The 22,514-nt window shown below is 72.0% G+C and carries 22 protein-coding genes; 14 read left to right on the top strand and 8 right to left on the bottom strand.

All coding sequences use genetic code 11. From position 1 onward, the window contains the following. Window positions 1–440, bottom strand: a 440-nt coding sequence (locus FV234_RS18795) for a MucR family transcriptional regulator (protein ID WP_281406749.1), incomplete at its 3' end; no start/stop codon positions are given. A 590-nt stretch (window positions 441–1,030) separates the two neighbouring features. Here FV234_RS18795 and FV234_RS18800 point away from each other — a divergent pair. The 4 genes from FV234_RS18800 to FV234_RS18815 all read left to right on the top strand — a co-directional run bounded on the left by FV234_RS18800 (window position 1,031) and on the right by FV234_RS18815 (window position 5,984). Beyond that, complete coding sequence (locus tag FV234_RS18800; RefSeq protein WP_147830962.1) at window positions 1,031–3,664, top strand: bifunctional acetate--CoA ligase family protein/GNAT family N-acetyltransferase; 2,634 nt, start codon at window positions 1,031–1,033, stop codon at window positions 3,662–3,664. 58 nt (window positions 3,665–3,722) lie between these two features. Continuing rightward, entirely contained in the window at window positions 3,723–4,637 is a 915-nt protein-coding gene (locus FV234_RS18805; RefSeq protein ID WP_147830984.1) for a LysR substrate-binding domain-containing protein, read from the top strand. A gap of 153 nt (window positions 4,638–4,790) precedes the next feature. Then, window positions 4,791–5,546, top strand: coding sequence for a glucose 1-dehydrogenase (locus FV234_RS18810; protein ID WP_147830963.1), 756 nt, complete (start codon window positions 4,791–4,793; stop codon window positions 5,544–5,546). A gap of 39 nt (window positions 5,547–5,585) precedes the next feature. Then, window positions 5,586–5,984, top strand: a complete 399-nt coding sequence (locus FV234_RS18815; protein ID WP_147830964.1) for a cupin domain-containing protein — start codon at window positions 5,586–5,588, stop codon at window positions 5,982–5,984. 85 nt (window positions 5,985–6,069) lie between these two features. On the opposite strand, the gene FV234_RS18820 is transcribed toward FV234_RS18815, so the two are convergent. The 3 genes from FV234_RS18820 to FV234_RS18830 form a co-directional block, all read right to left on the bottom strand. Next, window positions 6,070–6,603 (bottom strand): DNA starvation/stationary phase protection protein, encoded by a 534-nt coding sequence (locus FV234_RS18820; protein ID WP_147761606.1) that lies wholly within the window; start codon window positions 6,601–6,603, stop codon window positions 6,070–6,072. Between the two features lie 176 nt (window positions 6,604–6,779). Then, the gene (locus FV234_RS18825) at window positions 6,780–8,318 is read right to left on the bottom strand and encodes a L,D-transpeptidase family protein (protein ID WP_147830986.1); all 1,539 of its coding nucleotides are present in this window, start codon (window positions 8,316–8,318) and stop codon (window positions 6,780–6,782) included. Window positions 8,319–8,419: 101 nt separating this feature from the next. Beyond that, window positions 8,420–8,659, bottom strand: a complete 240-nt coding sequence (locus tag FV234_RS18830; RefSeq protein ID WP_147753201.1) for a hypothetical protein — start codon at window positions 8,657–8,659, stop codon at window positions 8,420–8,422. A 381-nt stretch (window positions 8,660–9,040) separates the two neighbouring features. Between FV234_RS18830 and FV234_RS18835 the strand changes: the two genes are divergently transcribed. Together FV234_RS18835 and FV234_RS18840 are read left to right on the top strand one after the other, a co-directional pair. After that, window positions 9,041–10,120 carry an acyltransferase gene (locus tag FV234_RS18835; protein ID WP_238272420.1) on the top strand — a complete coding sequence of 360 codons (1,080 nt, stop codon included), beginning with the start codon at window positions 9,041–9,043 and terminating at the stop codon, window positions 10,118–10,120. 62 nt (window positions 10,121–10,182) lie between these two features. After that, the gene (locus tag FV234_RS18840) at window positions 10,183–10,488 is read left to right on the top strand and encodes a hypothetical protein (RefSeq protein ID WP_147830965.1); all 306 of its coding nucleotides are present in this window, start codon (window positions 10,183–10,185) and stop codon (window positions 10,486–10,488) included. Between the two features lie 28 nt (window positions 10,489–10,516). Here FV234_RS18840 and FV234_RS18845 read toward each other — a convergent pair whose 3' ends face one another. Then, window positions 10,517–11,074 (bottom strand): DUF4337 domain-containing protein, encoded by a 558-nt coding sequence (locus tag FV234_RS18845; RefSeq protein WP_147830966.1) that lies wholly within the window; start codon window positions 11,072–11,074, stop codon window positions 10,517–10,519. A 158-nt stretch (window positions 11,075–11,232) separates the two neighbouring features. On the opposite strand from FV234_RS18845, the gene FV234_RS18850 reads away from it, so the two are divergent. Continuing rightward, window positions 11,233–11,790 carry a DUF2059 domain-containing protein gene (locus FV234_RS18850; RefSeq protein WP_147830967.1) on the top strand — a complete coding sequence of 186 codons (558 nt, stop codon included), beginning with the start codon at window positions 11,233–11,235 and terminating at the stop codon, window positions 11,788–11,790. 67 nt (window positions 11,791–11,857) lie between these two features. On the opposite strand, the gene hemA is transcribed toward FV234_RS18850, so the two are convergent. Then, window positions 11,858–13,156: a 5-aminolevulinate synthase gene (hemA, locus tag FV234_RS18855; RefSeq protein WP_147830968.1), complete on the bottom strand. Its 1,299-nt coding sequence runs from the start codon at window positions 13,154–13,156 to the stop codon at window positions 11,858–11,860. A 334-nt stretch (window positions 13,157–13,490) separates the two neighbouring features. Between hemA and FV234_RS18860 the strand changes: the two genes are divergently transcribed. The 3 genes from FV234_RS18860 (at window position 13,491) to FV234_RS18870 (ending at window position 17,657) form a co-directional block, all read left to right on the top strand. Continuing rightward, window positions 13,491–13,673, top strand: a complete 183-nt coding sequence (locus tag FV234_RS18860) for a hypothetical protein (RefSeq protein WP_147830969.1) — start codon at window positions 13,491–13,493, stop codon at window positions 13,671–13,673. A gap of 254 nt (window positions 13,674–13,927) precedes the next feature. After that, complete coding sequence (gene murA, locus FV234_RS18865; RefSeq protein ID WP_147830970.1) at window positions 13,928–15,217, top strand: UDP-N-acetylglucosamine 1-carboxyvinyltransferase; 1,290 nt, start codon at window positions 13,928–13,930, stop codon at window positions 15,215–15,217. A gap of 283 nt (window positions 15,218–15,500) precedes the next feature. Next, complete coding sequence (locus FV234_RS18870) at window positions 15,501–17,657, top strand: methyl-accepting chemotaxis protein (protein WP_147830971.1); 2,157 nt, start codon at window positions 15,501–15,503, stop codon at window positions 17,655–17,657. Between the two features lie 218 nt (window positions 17,658–17,875). On the opposite strand, the gene FV234_RS18875 is transcribed toward FV234_RS18870, so the two are convergent. Continuing rightward, window positions 17,876–18,214 (bottom strand): hypothetical protein, encoded by a 339-nt coding sequence (locus FV234_RS18875; RefSeq protein WP_147753209.1) that lies wholly within the window; start codon window positions 18,212–18,214, stop codon window positions 17,876–17,878. 283 nt (window positions 18,215–18,497) lie between these two features. On the opposite strand from FV234_RS18875, the gene FV234_RS18880 reads away from it, so the two are divergent. The 4 genes from FV234_RS18880 (at window position 18,498) to FV234_RS18895 (ending at window position 21,433) form a co-directional block, all read left to right on the top strand. Then, a complete protein-coding gene (locus tag FV234_RS18880; RefSeq protein WP_147830991.1) occupies window positions 18,498–18,932 on the top strand; it encodes a DUF2948 family protein in 435 nt (144 codons plus the stop codon). A gap of 38 nt (window positions 18,933–18,970) precedes the next feature. Continuing rightward, a complete protein-coding gene (gene hisD / locus FV234_RS18885) occupies window positions 18,971–20,266 on the top strand; it encodes a histidinol dehydrogenase (protein WP_147830972.1) in 1,296 nt (431 codons plus the stop codon). A 13-nt stretch (window positions 20,267–20,279) separates the two neighbouring features. Beyond that, window positions 20,280–20,795, top strand: coding sequence for a UPF0262 family protein (locus FV234_RS18890; protein ID WP_147761706.1), 516 nt, complete (start codon window positions 20,280–20,282; stop codon window positions 20,793–20,795). A 152-nt stretch (window positions 20,796–20,947) separates the two neighbouring features. Further along, on the top strand, window positions 20,948–21,433 hold the full coding sequence (locus FV234_RS18895; protein WP_147753211.1) for a low molecular weight phosphatase family protein: 486 nt from the start codon (window positions 20,948–20,950) through the stop codon (window positions 21,431–21,433). Between the two features lie 67 nt (window positions 21,434–21,500). Here the strand turns inward: FV234_RS18895 and FV234_RS18900 are convergent, their stop codons facing one another. Continuing rightward, window positions 21,501–22,364 carry an NlpC/P60 family protein gene (locus FV234_RS18900; protein WP_147830973.1) on the bottom strand — a complete coding sequence of 288 codons (864 nt, stop codon included), beginning with the start codon at window positions 22,362–22,364 and terminating at the stop codon, window positions 21,501–21,503. Window positions 22,365–22,514: the final 150 nt, after the last annotated feature.

The raw sequence follows: 22,514 nt of genomic DNA on the forward strand, positions 1-22,514 counted from the left end.
GCTTCGGGGGCGGCGGCCTTGCCGCGGGTCTTTCGGCGCTGCTGGCCGAGGCCCATCGTCTTGGCGAGTTCCGAGCGGGCGGCGGCGTAGTTCGGCGCCACCATCGGATAGTCGGCCGCGAGGTTCCACTTGGCGCGGTACGCGTCGGGGGTCATGTCGTAGCGCGTGCGCAGGTGGCGCTTGAGCGACTTGAACTTCTTGCCGTCCTCCAGGCAGACGATGAAGTCGGGCGTGACCGAGCGCTTGATCGACACGGCCGGCGTCGGCGGCTCGACCTTCTCGGCGACGCGACCGTTCCCGAGCTGGGCCAGCGTCGCGTGGACCGAGACGATCAGCCCGTTCAATTCCGGGACCGGGACGGAATTCTTGCTGACGAAGGCCGACACGATCTCCGCTGCCAGCGCGATGTAATCCGGCTCCATGCCGTTGTCGTTCATCATCGATCGTTTCCCCGGTCCGACTTCTTTCGACATGTCCGGCGTCGGCGCGACCCGAGAAGTGGGCAATTCTCAGCTGACGCCAGCTTGTCCAGGCAAGGCGGTTATGATGTCGAACATCCCGACGCAATACGCAAGGTCTGTTTCCGTTCGATTAGACTTGATCGAATGGTCTGTAACATGAAAAATCGAGTGTAGCGCGGTGGCCGGAGTGCAGTCGGTCCCCGCGCCGCACCGGTGTCCAGGGGCGCATGCCCTGGTCTAGGCGGCCGGACCCTGGGCGAGCCTCGGTATTAGCCATCGCGTCGCGGTTGCAGACACCCCAATACCCTCGCCCGCGAACCCGAAAACTTCGTTGTGGCGGCAACGATTTTGCGGTCGATTATCGCTGGAAAGCGACTCGCAGGACCCGTCCCGAGGCCACGCCCGAGAAGAGGCTTGCCCTGGCGCGGCCGGCCCTATTTGAAGAAGCTCGCGGCGCCGACCTCGGCCTGCCCGCCGGATGCGCGCGGGCGATGCGGCCCGCAGGATGCCGGAGGATCGGCCGCGACCGCCCGCCGCCGGGCGCCCGACCACCCGCACGGAGGCCCCGCGTGAGCACCTACCGCTTCGAGGCCCTGCTCACCCCGCGCTCGGTCGCCGTGGTCGGGGCGGGCGCCCGCGCCGGCTCACTCGGGCGCGCGGTGTTCGACAAGATCCGAGCCGGCGGCTTCGCTGGGCCGGTCCATCCGGTCCACCCGCAGGACGCGGAAGCCGACGGCGTCCCGTGCGTCGCGCGGATCGCGGATCTAGCCTCAGTGCCCGACCTCGCCGTGGTGGCGAGCCCGCCCGAAAGCATCCCCGGGATCGTCGCGGAGGCCGGACGTGTCGGCGTGCAGGCCGCGATCCTGCTCACCGCCGGCCTCGGTACCGGGCCGGACGACCCCGGCCCGCGCGCGGCGCGGATCGCCCGCGCGCACGGCCTGCGCCTGCTCGGCCCCGACAGCGCGGGTCTCGCCGTGCCCGGCCACCGGCTCGACGCCAGCCTGCTCGCCCGCGCGCCGGCGGCGGGCGACCTCGCCCTGGTCTCGCAATCGGGCACGGTCGCCGGGGCGATCGTCGAGTGGGGCGCCCGGCACGGGGCCGGGTTCTCGGCGGTGATGGCGCTCGGCAGCGCCTGCGACGTCGACGTCGCCGACTGCCTCGACCACTTCGCCAACTGCCTGCGCACCCGGGCGATCCTGCTGTGCCTCGACGGGGTGTCGGACGCCCGGCGCTTCATGTCGGCGGCGCGTGCCGCCGCGCGCACCAAGCCGGTGGTTGTCCTGCGCGCCGGCCGCCACGCCCGCGACGGGCGCGACCCCGAGACCCATACCGGCGCCCTGGCCCGGCCCGACGCGGTCTACGCCGCCGCGTTCCGACGGGCGGGCCTGCTCGCGGTGGAGGACCTCGACGCGATGTTCTCGGCCGCCGAGACGCTGTCCCACCAGCGCCCGTTCGCGGGCAAGCGCCTCGCGATCCTCACCAACGGCCGCGGCATCGGCCTGCTCGCCGCCGACCGGCTCGCCGACCGCGGCGGCGTCCCGGCGGACGGGCCGGCGGTGGACCTCGGCATCACCGCCGACGGGCCGGCCTACGCCGCGGCCCTGGCGCCGATGCTGGCCGACCACGCCGGCGACGCGGTGCTCTCGGTCCACGTCCCAACCGCCCGCTCGGACGCCGCCGCGGTGGCGCAGGCGATCGCCGACACGGTGACGCAAACGCGCCGCGGGCAGGGGCGGAAAAAACCGGTCTTCGCGGTGTCCCACGGGGAGGAGGCCGCCGCGATCCTGGCGGGCGCCGGCATCCCGCACTTCTCCACCGAGTCCGAGGCGATCGAAGGCTTCCTCCATCTCGTGCGCTACCGCGAGGCGCAGGACGACCTGATGCGCACGCCCGGCTCCCTGCCGCGCGACTTCTCGCCCGACACGGAGGCCGCCGAGGCGATCGTCGCCGCAGCCCTGCGGCAAGGGGCGGCGTGGCTCGACCCCGTCGCGGTCGCCGGGCTGCTCGCCGCCTACGGCATCGAGACCGTGCCGCTGACGCTCGCCCCCGACATCGACGCGGCGGCGGCCGCCGCCTGGACGATCATCGCGGCCGGCGGGTCGGTGGCGCTGAAGGTCGTCTCGCCGGACGTGGTGCACAAGTCCGACATCGGCGGGGTGCACCTCGACCTCACCAGCGAGCAGGACGTCCGCGACGCCGCGCGCAAGATCCTGGTGCGCGCCCGGCGCGAGCGGCCCGACGCCCGCGTCACGGGTTTCGCCGTGCAGCCGATGGTGCGCAAGGGCCAGCGCCGCGAGCTGATCGCCGGGCTGGCCGAGGACTCGGTCTTCGGCCCCGTGGTGGTGTTCGGCCGCGGCGGAACGGCGGTGGAGGTGATCGACGACCGGGCGCTGGGCCTGCCGCCCCTCGACCTGGCGCTGGCCGACGACCTGATCGGCCGCACCCGCGTCGCCCGCCGGCTCGCCGCCTACCGCGACGTGCCGGCGGTGGACCGCGGCGCCATCGCCCTGACGCTGGTGAAGCTCGCCCAACTCGCCGCCGACCTGCCCGACGTGCGCGAGCTCGACATCAACCCGCTGCTCGCCGACGCGAACGGCGTCGTGGCGCTGGACGCCCGCGTGCGCCTGCGCGCCAGTCCCCGCCGGGCCGGCGGCCATCCGCGCTTCGCGATCCGCCCCTACCCGGCCGAATGGATGCGGACGCTGACGCTGAAGGGCCGGACGGTCGACGTGCGCCCGGTGCGGCCCGAGGACGAGCCGCTGTTCCAGGCGTTCTTCGCCACCATCGACCCGGAAGACGTGCGCCTGCGCTTCTTCGCCCCCGTGCGCGACTTCAGCCACGCCTTCCTCGCCCGCCTGACCCAGCTCGACTACGCCCGCGCCATCGCCTTCGTGGCCCTGGACGCGGGCGAGGAGGGCGCCAAGCGCATGCTCGGCGCGGTGCGCCTGCACGCCAACGCCGACGGCACCAGCGGCGAGTACGCGATCCTCGTCCGTTCCGAGGCCCGCGGCACCGGCCTGGCCCTCGCCCTGATGCGGCTGATGCTCGACTGGGCGGCCTCCGAGGGCATCGGCACCGTCGAGGGCACGGTGCTGGCCGAGAACCGCGCGATGCTCGCCGTCTGCCGCCGCCTGGGGTTTTCGCAAAGCCGCGACCCGGAGGACATGGGGGTGGTGAAGGTGCGGCTCGCGTTGCAAGGGTGAGGCCGCCCGCATCGAAAGGAGTCGTGTGCGGCCGCGCGATGTGAGCCTGCTCGCCCCCATGCGGATCAACCGGACCGACCTCGCCGACCTCGGCACGTTCCTCGCCATCGCACGCCATCTCAGCTTTCGGCGGGCCGGGCTGGAGCTCGGCGTCAGCGCCTCGGCGCTGAGCCACGCGCTCAAGCAGATGGAGGCGCGCCTCGGCGTGCGGCTGGTCAACCGCACGAGCCGGAGCGTCACCCTGACCGCGGCCGGCGCAGACCTCCTCGCATCCCTGGACCAGCCCTTCGCGGCGCTCGGGTCGGCCCTCGACGGGCTCGATCGCCACCGGGCGCCGGGCGACGCCGTCGGACGGATTCGCCTCAACGTGCTCGAGCATGCGAGCACCTTGCTGCTCGCCCCCGTGCTGCCCGAGTTCGGCGCGCGCCATCCCCAGGTCGAGGTCGAGGTCCGGGTGTCCAACGACCTGGTCGACGTGGTGGAAGCCGGCGCCGACGCCGGCATCCGCTACGGCGGCACCGTGCCCCAGGACATGATCGCGCAACGCCTGTCGGCCGACCTGCGCTGGGTGGTCGTCGGCGCGCCCGCCTACCTGGACCGGCGCGGGACGCCCGATCATCCGCGCGACCTCGGCGAGCATCGCTGCCTGCGCATCCGGCTGGGCGACGACAGCCTCTACCGATGGGAGTTCGAGCGGGCGAGTGAGACGCTCGCCCTCGACGTGCCCGGCGCGGTGACCCTCGACAACACGCAGCTGGCGCTGGCCCTCGCGGCGGGCGGCGGCGGGCTCGCCTACCTCCCCGAGGCCTGCGCCGCGCCGTTCGTCACCGCCGGAACGCTGCGCATCGTGCTGGCGGAGTGGGCTCCGATGGGACCGGGCTTCCACGTCTACTATCCCGGCCCCCGCCAGGTGCCGGCCGGCCTGCGGCTGCTGATCGACCTGATCCGCACGCTGAGGCCCCTCGGCCTGTAGGCGTCCGCCCGTCCGGCGCGTTGTCGCCTTGGCGTTGAGTTCCGCTCATCGCTCCGTTGAGGCGCGGACGGCTGATCGCGGCAGCGCGGGACGCCTAGCTTCGGCCGACCGGCAAGCCCACCCGCTCGCCCCCCTCAGCCGAAAGCCGTCGCCATGCCGAGCCCACAGCGTTTCACCGGAAAGGTCGCCTTCGTCACCGGCGCCGCCAGCGGCATCGGCCGCGCCGCCGCGCTCGCCTTCGCGCGCGAGGGCGCCGAAGTCGCGATCGCGGATCGGGACGAAGCGGCGCTGGAGCAGGTGCGGGCCGAGATGGCGGGGACGGGCGCCGCGGTGCTGCCGATCCGCTGCGACGTGTCCCGGCCCGCCGCGGTGGAGGCGGCGGTCGCCGGCACGGTCGCGCGGTTCGGGCGACTCGACTGCGCCTTCAACAACGCGGGCGTCGAGAACCGGGCGGCGCCCGTCCACGCGATCGAACTCGACGAATGGGACCGGATCCTCGACATCAACCTGCGCGGCACCTTCGTGTGCATGAAGCACGAGATCGCTCAGATGCTGCGCCAGGGCGGCGGCGTGGTCGTCAACACCTCCTCCGGCGCCGGCGTCAGGGGCGTCGCGGGAGGCGCGAGCTACGCCGCCTCGAAGCACGCCATGATCGGCCTGACCAAGTCCGCCGCGCTCGACTACGCCAAGGCGAACATCCGGGTGAACGCGATCCTGCCGGGCAACATCGCGACGCCGATGATGGACCGCTTCACCGGCGGCGACATCCAGAAGGCGATCGACCGGGAGCCGGTCGGGCGCCTCGGCAAGCCCGAGGAGATCGCCGAGGCCGTGCTGTGGATGAGCTCCGACCTCGGCGCGTTCGTGACCGGCGCCGCGATCGCGGTTGACGGCGGGTGGTCTCTCTGAGGCCCAACGGACCTCGATGGTCTGACGAAGGAGCGACGAATGGAAATCAAACGCAGCGGATCTCAGCCGTCCGGCCGGGGACCCGACGACTGGTTCACCGGTACCGTGCGGATCGACCCGCTCTTCACCGCCCCGGACCCTGCCCGCGTCTCCGGCGCGAGCGTGACGTTCGAACCCGGTGCTCGCACCGCCTGGCACACGCACCCGCTGGGCCAAACGCTGGTCGTCACCTTCGGCCGGGGCTGGGTGCAGCGCGAGGGCGGGCCGTTCGAGGAGATCGCGCCGGGCGACGTCGTCTGGTTCGAGCCGGGCGAGCGGCATTGGCACGGCGCGACGGCGACGAGCGCAATGACACACATCGCAATCCAGGAACGGCAGGACGGCGAAGCGGTGAAGTGGATGGAACCAGTGTCAGACGCCGGGTACCAGCGCGGGTGAACCTCCTAGGCCGCGGAAGGCCTAACGAAAAAGGCCCCGCTTCCTCTCGGGAAGCGGGGCCTCGTCTCACGTCAGGCGAAAGGGCTTAGTGGCCGCCGTCGGTGGCGTTGCGGGTCGACTCGTAGAGGAACCAGGTGCGCTCCTCGGATTGGTTGATCCACTCCTCGAGGAGCGAGGTGGTCGAGACGTCGTTGGCCTCGTCCGTCACCTCGTGCAGCTCGCGCATGTTGGCGGTGAGCGCCTTGTTGTCGTCGCGCAGCTCCTTGAGCATGTCGAGCGGCGAGACGTACTCGGCGTCGTTGTCGGCGACCCGGGTCAGGGTCTTGGCTTGGCCGAGCGACTTCAGCGCGAAGCCGCCGATCTTGCGGGCGCGCTCGGCCACGTCGTCGACGATCGCGAAGATCTGCTCGGCCTGTTCGTCGAGCAGGAGGTGGTAGTCGCGAAAGTTCGGGCCGCTCATGTGCCAGTGGAAGTTCTTGGTCTTGATGTAGAGCGCGAACAGATCCGAGGTCAGGACCGCGAGGCCCTCGGCGATCTTCTTGGTGTCGGCCGGATCGAGGTCGGTCGGGGTGTTGAGGCGGTCGCTCTCGATGCGGGTGATGGGCTTGGCCTTCGCCATGGGGTGGCTCCGTTCTCGTTCGGTTGGGGGCGAACGCCGCGCAGCCGTGCCGACGGCTCCGGCGTTCCTCACCCGGCAGAATGAACGGTGGCGGCGATTGTTCCGGGGCCGGTCCGGGGCGCGGGGCAGGGGTGCCGCCCACGCACAGGCTGGAACCGTTCCAACTCTCTCCGCGGTCAGTTCGGTATCGTGCCGGGCGGCCGCGGGGCCGGCCCGTCGCCGAGCTGCGTCGCCGGCAGGCGCGGGACGGGCCGCGCCGAAGCGGGTGCGAGGGTCCTGGTGGCGACCGCGGGCTTCAGGTCGGCGGCCACCGGCGGGCGCTGTTCGGGCTTGGCGGGGCGGATCGCCGCGCGCGGCGCGACCGTGCCGGTGGTGGCCGGCTCGGTCGCCGCCGAGGGCACCGGGCCGCCGGGGGTGTCGAGCCCGTAGATGTCGTCGCGGAAGTGCACGCGCCCGTCCGGCGTGGCGTAGCCGGTGAGGTAGACGAAGGTCACCGGCACCGGCTTCACCAGCTTGAGGTCGCGGCGCTCGCCGTCGGCGATGGCGGTCTCGATCTCGATCGGCCCCCAGGCCGAGCCCGGCCCGTTCGGCCCCTCGACGCCCGAGAGCAGCCAGCCGACGAGCTCCTTCACCCCGCCGACGCGGACGCAGCCGTGGCTGTGGAAGCGGACGTTGCGGGCGAACAGCGACTTCGAGGGCGTATCGTGCATGTAGACTGCGAAGCGGTTCGGCATGTCGATCCGCACCTGCCCGAGCGAGTTGTCGAAGCCGGAATCCTGGCGCAGCGTGTAGTTGACCGCCTTCTCGGTGTTCCAGTTCACTGCCGTCGGATCGACCTCGACGTTGCCGGGGCCGAGGATGCGGATGTGGTTCTTGGCCAGATATCCCGGCTCCTTGCGCATCCGCGGGATGATCTCGTTCTTCACCACCGAGACCGGCACCGTCCAGGTCGGGTTGAAGTTGATGTCGGTGATCCGCGTCTCGACGCTGGGCGTCGCCTTGTCGGGCTTGCCGACCACGGCGACGTAGCGGCGCGCGACCTGGCCGCCCTCAACCGCCTCGACGGTGGCCGCCGGGATGTTGACGACGACGTAGCGCTCGCCGAACGGGAACTTCGAGCCCATCAGCCGGGCCGCCGAAGCCGCGAGCTGGCGCTGGCGGACGGAGGCCGGCACGTTGAGCGCGGCGATCGTCAGCCGGCCCACCAGCCCCGATTCCGGCAGGCCGTGGCGGGCCTGGAACGCGGTCACCGCCGCGATCAGCGGCGGATCGAGCCGGTCGCTCGGGGGCGCGTCGGCGGGCAGGTCGCCGGTGAGGGTCAGGTGATGGCGCAGGCCTGGGATCGCCGGGTTCGACGCGCCCGGCTTGAACACCGTGGTCTCGGGTACCGGCGACCAGCCGCCCGCGTTGGCGAAGGCCTGGTACAGGTCGGCGGCGCGCAGGGTCTCGGTGAAGGTCTTCTGCGTCAGCGTCGGCCGCGGGTCGGCGGAGACGGTGGCGTAGACCAGCTCCGGCTCGGGCTTGCGCTTGGCCGGCTCGCGCGCGGCAGCCTCCGGCGCAGGAGCCGCCACCGGTGCCGCCTGCGGCAGGGCGGGCACGGGTTGCGCCGTCGCGGGGCTCGCAGCCGGCGGCGCGCTTTGGGCGGTGGCCGTGCTCAGCGCGGCGGCGAGCGCCAGGGGCGACAGGCCCGCGCGCAGGAAGGCGGCAGAGAACATCACGCAACCCCGTCTCGGCCCCGCGACCGGGCGGTTCCGGGCCAGATCATGCGGGGGCGATGGTTACCGATCCCTTGTGCCCGGCTCAGGCCGGCGCCGGTTCACCGCAGCAGCCAGGTGCCGACGAAGGCGAGGGCGGCCGAGTACACGGCGTAGCCGTCCTCGTCCGTCACCACCACGGTGATGGTCTGGCGCTCGCCGTCGGTCGGGATCTCGTTGACGGCGATGGCGGGCAGCAGGCGCTTGGCCTCGAGGGCGGCGGCCTGCACGTCGTCGCAGTGGGTGCCGACGTCGTCGCGCTGGTGGAAGCCGTCGTGGATGTCGAAGAAGTACCGGGGCACGGGCTCATCACGCGTCGAAGGCGGGAGCGCATCCGTCTCTCATGCGCGGAGCGCCGAAGGTCAGGGCCGCGATGCCCGGATCGTAGACCTCTCGCCCGCGCCGGCAACCGCGCGAGTGTCGCATGCGGGGCGGGGCCTCGCGGACATCGGCGATCTGGATTTGCGCGCTCCAGCATTCGAGCCGACACGAGCTTTGGCGCCCGAGAGATACGCTTCTTCCCTCCCCCCCGCAGAGGGGGAGATAATCGTCGCACCACTCCGGTGCCGGCGCGGATAGTGAGGACGAAAAATTTGCGGTTTCGTGTTTCGGTGTCCGGCGATCGTCCGGAATCCGCAAGGAGCTGCGCCATCCCGAGCCCCACCGCCCCGGTCCCGCCGGCGATGCCCTACCTGCCGCAGCTCGACGGGGTGCGGGCGCTGGCGATCGGCATCGTCTACGTCGCCCATTGCGGGCTCAGCCACGTCGTGCCGGGGGGCTTCGGCGTCACGGTGTTCTTCTTCCTGTCGGGCTACCTCATCACCACCCTGCTGCGGATCGAGCGGGGGGTGAGCGGGACGGTGTCGCTGAAGGCGTTCTACCTGCGCCGGGCCTTGCGCATCCTGCCGCCAATGTACCTGGCGCTGGCGTTCTCCGGCCTGCTCTACGGGCTCGGCCTGCTCGACTGGATGCGCGTCGACGCGGTGGCGGTGCTGGGGCAGGCGACGTTCCTGACGAACTACCCCGACCTCCTCGGCACCGAGCAGGTGCTGCCGGTGCCGCTGTGGAGCCTCGCGATCGAGGAGCACTTCTACCTGCTGTTTCCGCTGGCCTACCTGCTGTGGCTCGGGCGCCTGTCGCCGCGTCGGGCGGCCCTGGCATGCCTGGCACTGTGCGGCGGCGTGCTGGCCATCCGCTGCCTCAACGTGTGGCGGCTCGCCGATTACAGCCTGAACTACTCCTGGACCCACACCCGCATCGACGCGATCCTGTTCGGCTGCTGCCTCGGCCTGTGGAACAACCCGGTGATCCCGGCCGACCGCGCCTGGCGGCCGAAACCCCGGCACGTGGCGGCGGCGGGCGCGGTGATCCTCGCCACCCTCGCGGTGCGGAACCCCGCCTTCCGCGAGACCCTGCGCTACACGCTGCAGAGCGCGGCGCTGTTCGTGCCGTTCTCGGCCGCCTTGCAGGGCCGCGGATGGGTGGTGCGGGCGCTCGGCTCCGCGCCGATGCGCCGGCTCGGGCTCTACTCCTATAGCTTCTACCTCCTGCACCCGACGATGATCGCGCTGCTGCTGCACCTGCGGCCGGGCTTGGGGTCCCTCGTACTGATCGTCGCCGGCCTCGTGCCGACCCTGGCCCTGTGCGCGCTGATGCAGGCCTGGGTGGAGCGCCCCTGCGCCCGGCTGCGGCGGCGCCTGCTCGACCCGTCCGGCCGGCCGCCGGAACCGAGCCTCGCCGACCCGGAGCGGCGGGCGGCCTGAACCGCGACGCATGAACCGTAGGACATGGGCGACGTTGCTCCGGGACCCCAAAGGAGCCGCCGATGCGCCGCCTGATCTTGAGCTGCCTGCCGACCTGTCTGCTCCTCGTCGCCGGCCCCGCCGAGGCCCAGCGCGTCGACACCACGACGCTCACCTGCGCCCAGGCCCGCGGCGCCGTCGCCCGCGCCGGCGGCATCGTGCTCGGCACCGGCGGCCCGACCTACGACCGCTTCGTGCGCGACCGCAGCTTCTGCGAGGCGACGGAGGTCACGCGCACCGCCACCGCGCCGACGCGCACCGACCCGAAATGCTTCGTCGGCTACACGTGCATCGAGCCGGGCTACGACGACTGGTTCGGAGACCGCTGACCCGCAGCCCGTCTCACTGCAGCCCGTCTCAATGGAAGAACGGCAGGGCGTGCGGGGCGAGGTAGCCGAAGGCGAGCAGCACCGCGCCGGCTGCGCCGAGCAGGCCGCCGGCGAAGACCAGGGCCACGATGCCGGTGATTACCTCGGCCGAGGCCAGCACGATGCCGATCTGGAAGGCGGCCGAGGCGAGTTCGTAATGGTGGTAGCGCAGCAGCGAGAGGTCGCGGTGCGCTTGCGCGGTCTTGGCCTTCTCGGCGAGCTCCTTGCGGCCCTCGCCGGTGGCGGGCTCGGAATCCCAGCGCGCCATGGTCTTGGCCCACTCGGCGCGCTTTGCCGCGATCGCCTCCTGGTTCGGCCCCGGCGGCACCAGGGCCACCGCTTCGTCGGCGGTCTTCAGCACCGTGGCGCGGATGGTCCGCGCCTGGAAGAACGCCCACTGGTTGGCCGCCTCGACGTTCGCGCCGATCGCGTCGGTCTGCGCCGCCTTGCCCAGCGTCTCGCTGAAGGCGAGGAACAGCGCCAGCACCGAGATCAGCAGCGCGACGCGCTTGTTCGACCCACCACCCGCTCCGTGACCACCCGACATCCGCCCAAAGCTCCCCGTTGATTCGTGCGGGCGCAGTCACAGCCCATCCGGCCTGCGGATGCAACGCGGCCGAGCTTCTAGGCCGATCCCCCGGCACCGCTTAAGGTCCGGCGCGGCCCGATTCGCGGCCCCCGATCGTCGTTTCCGGAGGACGCGTGATGCGTATCGCTACCCTCACCCCCGTGACCCTCGCCGTCTTGACCCTCGCCCTCGGATTGACCGGGCCCGTCCGCGCCCAGGCGCCGGCGCCGGCGAAGCTGGTGCCCCAGGTCACCCTCGATCCGGCGCGCCTGGCGGCGGCGAAGGCGGTCGTCGCCCGCGCCCAGGGCGACCGCGACACCACGCTTCAGGCGATGACGGCGCCGATGACCGCGATGGTCCAGCAGATGGGGCTCAAGCAGCCCGATCGGGCCAAGGTCATGGTGCAGGAGGTGATCATGCCGATCCTGTCGGCGCATTACGACGAGCTGCTCAACCTTCAGGCGATCTCGTTCGCGGCGGTGCTGTCGAAGGAAGACCTGGAGGCGATCGCCGCGTTCTACGACACGCCGGCCGGCCGCAACATGGCCAAGGCGCAGCCGCAGCTGGCCCAGGCCCAGCTGTCGGGCATGCAGCACTGGATCGGCAGCCTGGCCGGCGAGATGCAGACGAAGCTCCAGGCCACCGCCGAAGCTCATGGCTGGGCGCCGGGCGGAAACCGGCCGAAGCCGAACTGAGCCCCAGGCTCTTTGCGCGGCGCGCCGCCCGCTCCGCGCGGGGGCGCCTGCTCCGCGCGGGCGGTGCCTACTCGGCGGCCTGCGCGAACACCGTGCCGGCGCGCGGCAGGTCGAGGGTGTCCCAGGTCTCGACCAGCGCCGCGGTCAGCGTGGCGATGCGGGCGTCGTCGTGGAACGGCGAGGGGGTGATGCGCAGACGCTCGGTGCCGCGCGGCACCGTCGGGTAGTTGATCGGCTGGATGTAGATGGCGTGGCGCTCGAGCAGGTGGTCGGCCGCCGCCTTGCACAGCTCGGCGTCGCCGACCATCACCGGCACGATGTGGGTCTCGGTGGCGAGCACCGGCAGGCCGGCTTCCTCCAGCGCACGCTTGGTCGCGGCGGCCTGGCGCTGGTGCGCCTCGCGCTCCCCGTTCGAGCGCTTGAGGTAGCGCACCGAGGCCCGCGCCGCGGCCGCGATCGCCGGCGGGATCGCCGTGGTGAAGATGAAGCCCGGGGCGAAGCTCCGCACCGCGTCGCAGAGGGCGGCCGAGCCGGTGATGTAACCGCCGACGCACCCGAACCCCTTGGCGAGCGTGCCCTCGATCACGTCGACGCGGTGCATCACGCCCTGGCGCTCGGCCATGCCGCCGCCGCGCGGCCCGTAGAGGCCGACCGCGTGGACCTCGTCGAGGTAGGTCATCGCGCCGTATTTTTCGGCGAGGTCGCAGATCGCGCCGATCGGCGCCACGTCCCCGTCCATCGAGTAGACGCTCTCGAAGGCGATCAGCACGTTGCGGCCGGCGGCCGCGATCAGCAGCTCTTCCAGGTGCGCGACGTCGTTGTGGCGGAAGATCCGCTTCTCGCAGCCTGCGTGGCGCACGCCCTCGATCATCGAGTTGTGGTTGAACGCGTCCGACAGGATCAGGCAGTCCGGGATCAGCTTGGCGATCGTCGAGATGCCGGCCTGGTTCGAGACGTAGCCCGAGGTGAAGACGAGGCCGGCCTCCTTGCCGTGCAGGTCGGCGAGCTCGCGCTCGAGGTCGACCAGCGGCGAGTTGTTGCCGGCGATGTTGCGGGTGCCGCCGGCGCCGACGCCGCAGCGCCGCGCCGTGTCGGTGAGCGCGGCCACCACCTCCGGGTGCTGGCCCATGCCGAGGTAGTCGTTCGAGCACCACACGGTGATCTCGGAGGTCGCCCCGTCGGGCCGCCGCCAGTTCGCGATCGGGAAGCGCCCGGCGATCCGCTCGATGTCGGCGAAGACCCGGTAGCGGCGCTCGCCGTGCAGGCGCGCCAGCGCGCCCTGGAAATGCGCCTCGTAGTCGTTGCCGCGAACCGGACCCTGCGCGTGCGCGTGGGCTGGGGAGGAGGCAGGCCGGGTCTCGGGCATGGATATCCTTGGGGCTGGCCGGCGTCGGACGCGAGGTCGTCGCGGCTGGCCTTGTTCGGATGCCGAGGGCGCGCCTGCGGACCCTGAGAGGCCCGGCGCACCCGATCGCGCATCGGGTGAATGAGGAATCCGGCGGCCTCGCGTGGCGCCGCCGGACAGGAAGATACAGCCGGATCTAGAATCGGTTCAAGGTGACGAGGCGTCATCCCTGCCTTGCAGGGCGTCGGGGTGCGTCCGGCCCCGCCGCGTGTGCGGATTGTGAGGTGCCCGACGACGACTTAGGAGTCCAAGGCGACGATGGGTCGCGAGGACCGGAACGACGTCACTTGAAGCCATGACGACGAAGAACGACGAAGCCCGCGCCGAGCGCTTGAAGGCGGCGCTCCGCGAAAACCTGCGGCGGCGGAAGGGGCAGGTCCGCGGCCGCGGCGAGGCGGCGGAGCGCGACGACTCGGCTGCGGACGCTGCGCAGCCGGACGAACCGGACGGGCCGGCTTCCGAGGCGCCGTCAACCTGACGACAGGTCGCCGAGCCGCGCAACGATCGCGTCCGGACGCCGACCGCGCCCGCGTCGCGGCAGCGGACGGATCCACACCCGTCGACGTCCTGCGAGCCGCCCGGCATGCAACCCCGGACCGGCCAGCGCGTGCATCGGTCCCCTTTCGGACAAAACTCGCCTATAGGCTGCGCGCAAGCATGGGCGGCGAGCGCCCTGAGGGGCAAGGCCGGCGGCGCGCGGAACGAGGCGCGGCGCGTGAGGATCACGAGACCATGGACCGCATCCACATCACCGGCGGCGTGCCGCTCAACGGCACGATCCCGATCTCGGGGGCGAAGAACGCCGCCCTGCCGCTGATGATCGCGAGCCTGCTCACCGGCGACACCCTGGAACTCGCCAACGTTCCGCGGCTCGCCGACATCGCCGCGCTGACCCGCATCCTCGGCAACCACGGCGTCGACCACATGGTGGTCGGCAAGCGCCCGGGGCAGACCACCGAGACCGGCCAGACCATCCGGCTCACGGCGTCGAACGTCATCGACACAACGGCGCCCTACGAGCTGGTCTCGACCATGCGCGCGAGCTTCTGGGTGGTCGCGCCGCTGCTCGCCCGCTTCGGCGAGGCCAAGGTCTCGCTGCCGGGCGGCTGCGCCATCGGTACCCGGCCCGTGGACCTCCTGATCATGGCGCTGGAAAAGCTCGGCGCGCAGATCGAGATCGATGCCGGCTACGTCGTCGCGCGTACGAAAAACGGCCTGCGCGGCGCCGAGATCGACTTCCCGAAGGTCACCGTCGGCGGCACCCACGTGGCGCTGATGGCGGCCTCGCTCGCCTACGGCACCACGGTGATCTCCAACGCCGCCCGCGAGCCGGAGGTGGTGGATCTGGCCGACTGCCTGATCAAGATGGGCGCCCGCATCCAGGGCGCCGGCACGCCCCGCATCGTGATCGAGGGCGTCGCCCGCATGAACGGCGCCCGCCACGAGGTGCTGCCCGACCGGATCGAGACCGGCACCTACGCCATGGCGGTGGCGATGACCGGCGGCGACGTGGTGCTGGAGAACACCCGCGCCGACCTGCTGCACTCGGCCCTCGACATCCTCTCGACCACCGGCGCCGAGATCACCCAGGTTCCCGGCGGTATTCGCGTCCGGCGCAACGGCGCCGGGATCGCGGCGGTGGACGTGACCACCGACCCGTTCCCGGGCTTCCCCACCGACCTGCAGGCGCAGTTCATGGCGCTGATGACGCTGGCCAACGGCCAGTCGCAGATCCGCGAGACCATCTTCGAAAACCGCTTCATGCACGTGCAGGAGCTGGCCCGCCTCGGCGCGAAGATCCGCCTCGAGGGGGATCTGGCCATCGTCGAGGGCGTGGAGCGCCTCAAGGGCGCGCCCGTGATGGCGACGGACCTGCGCGCCTCGGTGTCGCTGGTGATCGCGGGGCTGGCGGCCGAGGGCGAGACCCAGATCAACCGGGTCTACCACCTCGACCGTGGCTTCGAGGCCCTGGAGGCCAAGCTCGCCCGCTGCGGCGCGCGGATTGAGCGCGTGCGGGCCTGAGGCCCGAAAGCCCGAGCTTCGGCCGGGCCGCAATCGGAGCGGTGCGGGGCCGGCCGATCGCGGGCAGTGCCGGTTGGGCGTGCTTCTGAATTTGCGAGACGAGAATCGATCGACGTCAATCGGTTTCACGAGCCGTCAAGAAAGAAGGCAGATTTTATTCTTATCATCATCGTGCGTCAGGCGTATTGCTTGGACGATAAGCTTCGGTCTCCGGCAAGAAATTTTAACGCATACCTGCGACAAGATCTGGCTCAAGCTCTTCGAGCATCTTCGAGACGGATCGATGTCGGTATTCTCACGCCTCGAGGCACGCCTGCCCGCCATGACCATCGGGCTCGCTCTCCTGAGCGCCACGGCGATGGGCGGGTACAGTTGGTACTCGGCCCGGGCCGGGTTGGTGGATGCGGCACGCGAGCGGCTGCAACTCGCCGCCGACGCGCGGCGCGATGGGGTCGAGCTGGTCGCCGACCGCATGCAGGCCGACTTCCTCACGGTGGCGGCGCACCCGCAGGTGGTGTCGAACGTCGCCGACCTGATCGAGACGCTCGATCCCGCGAAGCCCGACTATGCCGGCCTCCTCGCCGCCTTCCGGGCGCCCGAGACGGCCGCGGCCCGCATCGCGCTCGACGGCACCGCGACCAACACGATGTACGGGCGGCGGCACGCGAAGGTGCAGGAGGTCGGCCGCAAGCTTCTGGCGCAGGCGGGCTACGCCGACCTGCTGGTGCTCGATGAGGGCGGGCGCGTCGTCTACACCACCACCAAGGGCGAGGACTTCGCCCGTCCGGTCTCCGATCCGGCGCTGCGGGGAACGGGGCTCGCGCGGCTGTTCGAGCGTCTCAGGGCGGCCGATCCCGAAGCCGCCCTGTTCGAGGACTTCGCGGCCTATCCGGTCGACGCCGGGCCATCCGCCTTCATCGGCCGCGCGGTGACGAAGCGCGCCAACGTCGCCATGGGCACGGCGCAGGCGGCCGAGCGCATCGGCTACGTCGTGATGCGGGTCGGGCCGGCCCTGTTCGACCGCACCCTGTCGAAGCGCACCGGCCTCGGCGAGACCGGGCAGATGCTCTCGGCCGGCGCCGACGGCCTGCTGCGCACCCAGCCGCCGCTCAACCCGGACGCGAAGGCCGGCAGCCCCCTGGGCGCGCTCGGGATCGCCCCGAGCCGCCTCACGGAGGGGCGGCCGTTCGACTTCGAGGCCCCGCAAGGCCGGCGCCTGGCGGCGTCCTCCGTCGTCTCGGTGCTCGGGGCGCCCTGGACGGTGATCGCCGAGCAGAGCTTCGGCGAGGCGATCGGCGCCGTCTCGACCCTGTCGCGCACGCTTGCCCTGGTCGGGCTCGGGGTGCTCGCCGGCACCGCCGTCCTCGGCCTGCTGCTGGCCCGATCGATCGTGCGGCCGCTCGGCGCGCTCACCGCGGCGCTCAAGGCCCTGGCCGCCCGGCAGGCGCTGGAGCAGGTGCCCGGCAGCACCCGGCGCGACGAGATCGGCGACATCGCCCGGGCCGTGGTGACCATCCGCGACGTCTCCCTCGAGGAGGCCGCGGCGCAGTTGAAGACGACCGAGGCCACCCGCTTGCGCGAGGAGCAGGCGCGCCGCGCCCTCCTGCGCGACCTCGCCGAACGCTTCGAGCGCTCGGTCGGCGGCATCGTCGCGCGGGTCGCCGGCTCGGTTGCCGGGCTGCAGGCCGCCTCGGGCGGCATGCGCGACGCGGTCGAGGGCACCTCGCAACGGTCGAGCAGCGTCGCGACCACCGCCAACGAGACCGCCCAGAACGTCAACACCGTCGCCGCGGCGGCCGAGGAGCTCGGGGCCACGGTCCAGGAGATCGGGCGGCAGGTCGAGCAGGCGGCGGAGATGTCGGACGGCGCGGTGCGCGAGGCGACGCGGACGCAGGCCGCCATGGACGCGCTGGCCGCGGCCGCGACCCGGATCGGCGACGTCGTCGGCCTGGTCTCGACCATCGCCGGCCAGACCAACCTGCTGGCGCTCAACGCCACGATCGAGGCGGCGCGCGCCGGGGAGGCGGGCCGCGGCTTCGCGGTGGTGGCGGCGGAGGTGAAGGACCTGGCTTCGCAGACGGCGCGGGCAACGGGTGAGATCGGCCAGCAGATCGCCTCGATCCAGGCAGCCGCGGGCGAAGCCTCCGAGGCGATCCATGCGATCGCCGGGCGGATCGAGGCGATGAACCGGGTGTCGACCAGCATCGCCGCCGCGGTGGAGGAGCAGGGCGTCACGACCCAGGAGATCGTGCGCAACATGGGCGAGGCTTCGGCCGGGACCAGCGCGATGACGGCGGACATCGCCGCGGTCGCCAGCGCCGCGAACGCAGCCGGCAGCGAGGTCGCGGCGGTGCTGCTCGCCTCGAACGCGCTGGCCGGCCAATCGGAGGAACTGCGCGCCGAGGTCGGCAGCTTCCTGGCGGGCGTCCGCGCCGCCTGAGCGGCGCGGGTCGTTCGGCGGCTCGGCCCTGGGGGCCGGCGCGCTCCCGACCGAAGGCGGGGATCGGGGAGGGATCATGCTCTCCGAGCTCGCCGAGGACAGCAGCTCGCCCAGGACGCTCGCACCAGCCCGCGCGGTTCGCGGCGCCGAGGGCCTAAAACACGAAGGGCCGCCCGACCCGATGGCTGGACGGCCCCCGCAAGGCGGGATCGCGGCGATCAGCGGCCGATGGCGCCGCGCTTGAAGCCGAAGCCCGGGACCTCGCAGCCGCAGGACGAGTTGAACGGTGCCGGGCGGGTCACGCAGTTGCCGCGGGCGGTGACGCAGATGCTGCCGCCGCGGCCGCCGCCGCGGAAGTCGTCGCGGTCGCGGCGGCGCTCGTAGCGGTCCTCCTCGTAGTCGCGACGGCGCGGGCGGTCTTCGTCGTAGCCGCGGTCGAACCGGCGCGGGCCGCCGTACTCGTTGCCGTAATACTGGGCGCTGGCCCCGGTCGCGCCGAGGGTCGTCCCGAGGGTCAGGGCGGCGATGGCCGCGAGGGTGTAGCGCTTGATGGTCATGGGATGTGTCCGTCTCCGGTCCGAGATCGACGTGGGGTCTACGATTGGCTGCCTGAACGGCGGCTGAGGCCGGCGCAACAGCTGTCTGCGCCCCGGCCTCGACGCTCAACGCGCCAGACTGCGCATCGGCCGTCCCGATCCTCCGGTATGGTGGATGCGAGGCACCGGACACCATCCGCCGCGGCCCGTGCGACCCGGCCGCGGTTGCCGGAAGCGGCCGGCCTCGCTACTGACGCGGGCGAAAATGTTTCCCGTGAAACCCTCTCCGGAGCGGCCCGCCGACATGGAGCTTCTCAAGCTCGCCGCCCTCGACGCCGAGGACCTCACCGTGATCTCGGCGCACCTGCAGGATGCGGTGCTGAACGTCGCCGACCTCACGTTCCTAGCCGCCGAGCACCGCTTCGTGCTCGCGCTGCGCCGGTTCGATTGGCAGAGCCCGGAGACGCCGCGGCGACGGCTCGCCGGCCTGCATTTCGAGCGCGTGCTCGGGGTCCGCACCCGCGGCCTGACGCCGGGGGACGCGCCCTTGAGCCTGCTCGCGATCACCTTCGAGGAGACCGAGGCGCCCTCGGGCCTGGTCACGCTGCTGTTCTCGGGCCAGGCCGCGATCCGCCTCGAGGTCGAGTGCATCGAGGTGCGGATGAAGGACCTCGGCCCGGTCTGGGAGGCCGAGAGCCGCCCGGGCCACGCGGCGCCCGCGCCCGGCCCGTCGGCTTGAGCCGTCGCGCCCCACACCATCAAGAGAAGCACGCGCCGATGATCCGCCTCGATAGCAGCGACCCGACCTTCGCGGAGGATTTCGCCCGGCTGCTCACGGTCAAGCGCGAGATCTCGGAGGACGTGGACGAGACCGTGCGCGGCATCATCGCCGGCGTGGTGAAGGGCGGCGACACCGCGCTCGTCGACTACACCCGTCAATTCGACCGGCTCGGCGAGGGCTTCACCGCGTCCGCCTTGCGGGTCACCGAGGATGAGATCGCCGCGGCGCTCCAGGCCTGCCCACCCGAGGCGCTGGAGGCTTTGCGCTTCGCCGCTGCCCGGATCGAGGCGTTCCATGCGGGCCAAGTCCCCGGCGACCGGATGGAGACCGACGCCCTTGGCGTCACCTCGGGCTGGCGCTGGACCGCGCTGGAATCGGTGGGGCTCTACGTGCCCGGCGGCACGGCGAGCTACCCGTCCTCGGTGCTGATGAACGCGATCCCAGCGCGCGTCGCCGGCGTGCCGCGGATCGTCATGGTCGTGCCGATGCCCGACGGGCAGTCGAACCCGTTGGTGCTCGCCGCCGCGCACCTGTCGGGCGTGCACGAGGTCTACCGCGTCGGCGGGGCGCAGGCGGTGGCTGCGCTGGCTTACGGCACCGAGACGATCGCCCCGGTCGCCAAGGTCGTCGGCCCCGGCAACGCCTACGTCGCGGCGGCCAAGCGCCGGGTGTTCGGGCAGGTCGGCATCGACATGATCGCCGGCCCCTCCGAGGTGCTGATCCTGGCAGACGGCCACGCCAACCCCGATTGGATCGCCGCCGACCTTCTGGCCCAGGCCGAGCACGATGTGGCGGCCCAGTCGATCCTGATCACCGACAGCGCGGAACTCGCCGAGGCCGTGGAGGCCGCCGTCGAGCGGGCGCTGACCACCCTGCCGCGCCAGGAGATCGCGCGGGCGAGCTGGCGCGACTACGGCGCGATCGTCCGGGTGAGGCACTTCGACGAGGCGGTGCCCCTGGTCGATCGCCTCGCGCCCGAGCACCTGGAGATCGAGACGCAGGACGCCGAGGCGCTGTCCAAGAAGATCCGCAACGCCGGGGCGATCTTCCTCGGCTCCCACACGCCCGAGGCCATCGGCGACTACGTCGGCGGCCCCAACCACGTGCTGCCGACGGCGCGCTCTGCGCGGTTCTCCTCGGGCCTCGGCGTCCTCGACTTCATGAAGCGCACCACGATCCTCGCCTGCACGCCGGAGAGCTTGCGGGCGCTCGGCCCCGCGGCGATAACGCTGGGCCGGTCGGAGGGCCTCGAGGGGCATGCCCGCTCCGTCGCGATCCGGCTGAACCTGTAGGGGCATGCGCACGATGTCGGAGGCCAAGGGGACTGAGACGCAGGCTGAGAAGCCGGCCGGCAAGGGCACGGACCGCCTGGTCTCGGTGGCGCTCGACGAGGACTCGATCGGCCGCGGCAACCCGGACCAGGAGCACGAGCGCGCCATCGCGATCTTCGACATCATCGAGGACAACCACTTCGCCATCCCCGGTCGCACCGGCCCCTACGCGCTCCACCTCGGGCTCGTGGAGAACAAGCTCTCCTTCGCGATCCAGTCGCCGTCGGGCGAGCCGGTGATGACCCACCTGCTGTCGCTGACGCCTTTCCGCCGGGTGATCCGCGACTACGAGATGATCTGCGAGAGCTACTACAACGCCATCCGCACCGCCTCGCCGACGCAGATCGAGGCGATCGACATGGGCCGGCGCGGCCTGCACAACGAGGCCTCGGAGACCTTGAAGGAGCGGCTCTCCGGCAAGGTCGACCTCGACCACGACACCGCGCGGCGGCTGTTCACCCTGATCTTCGCCTTGCACTGGAAGGGCTGAGGTGGCGTTGCGCCGCCCCGAGCGCGCTCCGCCGAAGTGGGCACCGGTTCGGCGTCAGAGCGCGCGGCATCGCGGAGTCCCGGCATCGCTTCCGATCGCGACGCGATCGGAAGCGATGCCGGGTCCGCACCGACGCTGAAAGCCCACGCGCGATGGACGTCCTCGTCCCGCCTCAGCCCGGCGACCTCGTCGTGCCGCGCAAGCGCCGGGTGCAATCGGTGCTGTTCATGTGCAACTTCAACGCCGTGCGCTCCCCCGCGGCGGAGGTGATCGCGCGCCACTACTTCGGCAAGTCGGTCTACGTGCAATCGGCCGGCGTGCGCTCGGGCGAGCCGGTCGACCCGTTCATGGTCGCGGCGCTGGACGAGATCGGCATCGACGCCAAGAAGCACCGGCCGCGCACCGTCGAGGAGCTCGACGAGTGGGAGGGGCTGAACTTCGACCTGATCGTGACGCTCGCCCCCGAGGCCCACCACAAGGCGCTGGCCCTCACCCATACGCTCGCCGCCGACGTCGAGTACTGGCAGACGGCCGACCCGACCATCCTCCAGGACGCCTCGCGCGACCAACGCATGGACGCCTATCGCGACGTCCGCGACGGGCTGACCTACCGGATCAAGATGCGGCTGAAGGGGTAGGGGACACGGGGCGCTGGTTTTCTTCCCTCCTCGCAGAAGGGGGAGGGGGACGCGGCTCCGCGTGCCCTCAGGCCTCGATCCGGCGCATCCCCGTCACCGCGCCATAGCTGTTGGCCTCGATCCGCGCGGCCGCCTGGCGCAGGGGCTCGATCGCCACCGCCATGTGGTGGCCGTTGGCGTGGAGCAGCGTGTCGGCGTCGAGCATCAGGCCGGTATGGCCGCGCCAGTCGACGAAGTCGCCGCGGCGTAAGCCCTCGAAGGCGAGCGGCAGGGGCCGGCCGACGGCGCGGGCCTGCTGGTCGGCATCGCGCGGGCAGGGGAGGCCGGCAAGATCCAGGCAGAGCTGGACCAGGCCCGAGCAGTCAAGGCCGAGGCTGGTGCGCCCGCCCCAGAGGTATGGGGTGCCGACGAGCCGTTCGGCGGTGCCGGCATAGTCCGGCGTCGTCCGGTCGAGCGGCGCGCAATGGGCCGAAAACACGAAGGCGTCGCCGACCCGCACGAAGTCGCCCTCCGTCCCCGCGACCGCGATCCGCGCGCCGAGGCTCAGATGGCCGAGCGCCGGGCGCTTCATGTCGGGGGCGGGGTAGAGGAAGCTGCGCAGCGCCGTCACCCGGTGGGTCGGGGCCGGGTCGGCCGGGCCGAGGCTCGCCGCGGGCAGGTAGCCGACATAGCCGTCGCGCACGAGCTGGACCCAGGCGAACCCGTCGCGAACCTCGTACAAGGTCACCGCGTCGCCCATCACCGCCTCCGTCTCGAGGCCGGCTTCCGCACGCGGCGTCCGGCGCAAGGGGGCCGCCGGGATCACGACCTGCCGTGGCTCGCCGGCGACGAAGCGTGCCGCCTCAACTGTGCCGCGTAGGCGGATGTCGGCGAGATCCGGCCGAGCCGGCGTTGTCCGCGGGTCGTGGGTCAGGGTTTCGCTACGCGACATGACGGCTCGGGTTTTCAGGCGGTTCGAGCTTGCATGATCGGCTTCCGCCGTGACCGAACCACGCCTGCGCCGATCGCCCATGCTGCGCCATTTCGACGCAGTACCGTGACGCGCGAGGTGGCAATTGCATCATGAATGCGCTGACGCCGT

Source organism: Methylobacterium sp. WL8 (assembly GCF_008040045.1).
Taxonomy (GTDB): Bacteria; Pseudomonadota; Alphaproteobacteria; order Rhizobiales; family Beijerinckiaceae; genus Methylobacterium; species Methylobacterium cerastii.

What these genes read in the sequence shown, in the direction of transcription:
- FV234_RS18805 (WP_147830984.1), top strand. Translation starts at nt 3,723, where the DNA reads ATGCGGATCAACCGGACCGACCTCGCCGACCTCGGCACGTTCCTCGCC.
- hemA (WP_147830968.1), bottom strand. Translation starts at nt 13,156, where the DNA reads ATGCCCGAGACCCGGCCTGCCTCCTCCCCAGCCCACGCGCACGCGCAG.
- FV234_RS18840 (WP_147830965.1), top strand. Translation starts at nt 10,183, where the DNA reads ATGCGCCGCCTGATCTTGAGCTGCCTGCCGACCTGTCTGCTCCTCGTC.
- FV234_RS18900 (WP_147830973.1), bottom strand. Translation starts at nt 22,364, where the DNA reads ATGTCGCGTAGCGAAACCCTGACCCACGACCCGCGGACAACGCCGGCT.
- FV234_RS18810 (WP_147830963.1), top strand. Translation starts at nt 4,791, where the DNA reads ATGCCGAGCCCACAGCGTTTCACCGGAAAGGTCGCCTTCGTCACCGGC.
- FV234_RS18845 (WP_147830966.1), bottom strand. Translation starts at nt 11,074, where the DNA reads ATGTCGGGTGGTCACGGAGCGGGTGGTGGGTCGAACAAGCGCGTCGCG.
- hisD (WP_147830972.1), top strand. Translation starts at nt 18,971, where the DNA reads ATGATCCGCCTCGATAGCAGCGACCCGACCTTCGCGGAGGATTTCGCC.
- FV234_RS18860 (WP_147830969.1), top strand. Translation starts at nt 13,491, where the DNA reads ATGACGACGAAGAACGACGAAGCCCGCGCCGAGCGCTTGAAGGCGGCG.
- FV234_RS18895 (WP_147753211.1), top strand. Translation starts at nt 20,948, where the DNA reads ATGGACGTCCTCGTCCCGCCTCAGCCCGGCGACCTCGTCGTGCCGCGC.
- FV234_RS18825 (WP_147830986.1), bottom strand. Translation starts at nt 8,318, where the DNA reads ATGTTCTCTGCCGCCTTCCTGCGCGCGGGCCTGTCGCCCCTGGCGCTC.
- FV234_RS18835 (WP_238272420.1), top strand. Translation starts at nt 9,041, where the DNA reads ATGCCCTACCTGCCGCAGCTCGACGGGGTGCGGGCGCTGGCGATCGGC.
- FV234_RS18870 (WP_147830971.1), top strand. Translation starts at nt 15,501, where the DNA reads ATGTCGGTATTCTCACGCCTCGAGGCACGCCTGCCCGCCATGACCATC.
- FV234_RS18815 (WP_147830964.1), top strand. Translation starts at nt 5,586, where the DNA reads ATGGAAATCAAACGCAGCGGATCTCAGCCGTCCGGCCGGGGACCCGAC.
- murA (WP_147830970.1), top strand. Translation starts at nt 13,928, where the DNA reads ATGGACCGCATCCACATCACCGGCGGCGTGCCGCTCAACGGCACGATC.
- FV234_RS18820 (WP_147761606.1), bottom strand. Translation starts at nt 6,603, where the DNA reads ATGGCGAAGGCCAAGCCCATCACCCGCATCGAGAGCGACCGCCTCAAC.
- FV234_RS18875 (WP_147753209.1), bottom strand. Translation starts at nt 18,214, where the DNA reads ATGACCATCAAGCGCTACACCCTCGCGGCCATCGCCGCCCTGACCCTC.
- FV234_RS18890 (WP_147761706.1), top strand. Translation starts at nt 20,280, where the DNA reads ATGTCGGAGGCCAAGGGGACTGAGACGCAGGCTGAGAAGCCGGCCGGC.
- FV234_RS18880 (WP_147830991.1), top strand. Translation starts at nt 18,498, where the DNA reads ATGGAGCTTCTCAAGCTCGCCGCCCTCGACGCCGAGGACCTCACCGTG.
- FV234_RS18850 (WP_147830967.1), top strand. Translation starts at nt 11,233, where the DNA reads ATGCGTATCGCTACCCTCACCCCCGTGACCCTCGCCGTCTTGACCCTC.